This window comes from Oleiphilus sp. HI0043 (assembly GCF_001634935.1).
This window is the reverse complement of the sequence record NZ_LWEY01001120.1, coordinates 1-2,347: the sequence shown is the minus strand read 5'-3', so window position 1 is coordinate 2,347 and position 2,347 is coordinate 1. Positions and strand designations below refer to the sequence as shown.

The following is a 2,347-nucleotide window of genomic DNA, read 5'->3' as shown; positions in this document are numbered from 1 at the left end:
GGTAGACAATATATCTTCAAAGCTCCAACGATTTAAGGCACTATTTGCGACAATCAAAAGCGGAAGATCATCAATAATTTCTTTTTCTTGCTCAATCGTCAAACTTCGAATCTGATCAGACTGTCTCACCATCTCCACCAGATCACTAATTTCAATACCTAAAAATTCACAAATTTGATCTAGCCTTTTTAGCGAAAAGCTTTCCTCAGAAAACAAACGTTTCACGCTCGCCTCACTTAAATTGAGGGCATCAGCCACATCTGCATATTTTACATCGTTAATTTTCAAACATTTTTTCAGTGCTTTGACTAAAGCAGCGCTCTGAGACATCTGATCTCCCTATTATGAAACAGCGGTTCATGAGAATGACAGCAATACCGAATACTATGAAATATCGGGCTTATATCCAAACCTAGAATGGTTTTATCGTTACCATCAACAACTAAAATGACTGAATTAGGCCGGCGGACAACTGGATAGACGAAATGATTTATGATTGAAAAAGTCTTATAATTCTTAGATTATTGCACAAACTAGAGGCTTGAACTCAGGTTACAGACAAATATTACCAGGCTAAATGGAGTAGCGAGTAATATGACAGAGCAACAAATACCTGTGCGGGAAAGCCGTCAAAAAAAGCTTAAACAAGCTGTTGACTGCCTTAAGAAAACTATCCCACAAATGAAAGACCTTGAAATCCCAATCACCCCGGAAAACTACTTCGTTTGGTATGAGTATTTTCAAGGAATGAACCTCGAGCTACGCAAGAAAATAGATAGCCTGCTAGAAAGTGGAACGAACTTTACAGACAGCTTAAATAACTCACTCTACGAAACTTATATTGCAAACCAAACGCAGGATAAACTGAGCCATATACAAGGCGATACAGAGACGCTTGTGGACAACCTGCTGCAAGAGCTGGAAAAAATCCTTGAGGGCAACCAGGCTTTTTCAGCCGCACTGGAAGAAAGCCAGAATGATCTAAAGAAAAACCCCGATATCAACAGCATCACTCAGCTCGTTGCCAAGCTTATTGAAGAAACTGACCAAGTTAGACAAGCCAACACATCAATGGAAAACTCCTTAATCGTTGTGAAGGAGGAAGTCAGTACTTTAAAAAGGAACTTGGAAGAACTGAACGAAACGGCGTTTACCGACCAGCTCACCGGCATCCCGAATCGACGAGCATTTGATGAGTCTATTAAAACACTAGTAAATGAGTTTGAACAAACACTGAAGCCCTTCTCTCTCCTATTTATGGATATTGATCACTTCAAATCGTTTAATGATACGCACGGCCACGCAGTAGGCGACAAAGTTTTAACCTTTATCGCAACAGTTCTAAAGAAGGGTGTCAAAGGTGACGATATCGTCGCTCGTTATGGAGGTGAAGAATTCGTGGCGCTATTACCCAACACACGCTACGAAGGCGCACTCGTTGTAGGCCAGCAGCTATGCGATAAGGTCGCCAGTAAAAACCTGGTTATGGGCAGTGATAAAAAAGTCACCCTGGGTAATATTACCATTTCTGTCGGTGTTGCGAGTATGCAAACCTCTGACACAATTGATGGCTTAGTAGAGCGCGCTGACCAAGCCTTGTATGCAGCTAAGAAACAAGGCCGGAACAGAGTAATTGGAGAGACGCAGAACCTTGCGCAAAGTCAGTAGTATCAGAAAGGTGTATCGGCTCGAACCCTTTCTCAAAGGTTGGAGTTCAGTGCACGGCATAGTTAAACAGCACTCAAAGGCGTGAAAGTCCGCAAAACGGACCTTCATGACTGATCGATAAACAAGGATATTTTGGCCAATATTGATCTGATCGGTTACTTCTGGAAAGTGAGATAAGCGGACATAACTTGAGAATTGTCTTCAGATCTAATCTGGCCCTTCCTAACTAGCATTTTTATATTACAAAAGACCCGAAAGCGGACATAACAGTTGGACTGTTTTTACAAAATTACGGCCAATATTCGCTAAGTGAAGCTTCTTCTATATGCTGTATGTATAAACAGTATCAAGGAGGATACTCATGTCACCGGCAAGGAATGTCTGGGCGAGTCAAGCACCATACTATGAACGCCATCAGCCCGAAAAGACGCTCCTCTATCAATTGGTTCAGGAACATTATCCTGTCTTTAAGTCCTCGTTGGAGGGTCAGGGACAAAGCTTGCCTCGTTACGTTCAGAGAGAGTTCGAAGATTTTCTCCAATGTGGTCGGCTGGAATATGGCTTTTTGCGTGTCCGCTGCGAGGATTGCCATCATGAACGATTGGTGGCATTTAGCTGCAAGCGCAGAGGGTTCTGCCCCAGCTGTGGTGCCCGCCGGATGGCGGAGAGTGCCGCGCTC

Annotated in this window: 3 protein-coding genes; 2 read left to right on the top strand and 1 reads right to left on the bottom strand. The window is 43.0% G+C overall.

The window, feature by feature from the left end:
- The coding region (locus A3729_RS12485) for a helix-turn-helix transcriptional regulator (protein WP_156497928.1) at positions 1 to 330 on the bottom strand (330 nt) is incomplete at its 3' end.
- Between the two features lie 264 nt (positions 331 to 594).
- Here A3729_RS12485 and A3729_RS12480 point away from each other — a divergent pair.
- A complete protein-coding gene (locus A3729_RS12480; RefSeq protein WP_068514223.1) occupies positions 595 to 1,668 on the top strand; it encodes a GGDEF domain-containing protein in 1,074 nt (357 codons plus the stop codon).
- A 361-nt stretch (positions 1,669 to 2,029) separates the two neighbouring features.
- Positions 2,030 to 2,347, top strand: a 318-nt coding sequence (locus A3729_RS30885; protein ID WP_197475833.1) for a transposase zinc-binding domain-containing protein, incomplete at its 3' end; no start/stop codon positions are given.

Bases quoted from the DNA above. Each gene is read 5' to 3' on its own strand.
- A3729_RS12480 (WP_068514223.1), top strand. From the start codon at position 595: ATGACAGAGCAACAAATACCTGTGCGGGAAAGCCGTCAAAAAAAGCTT.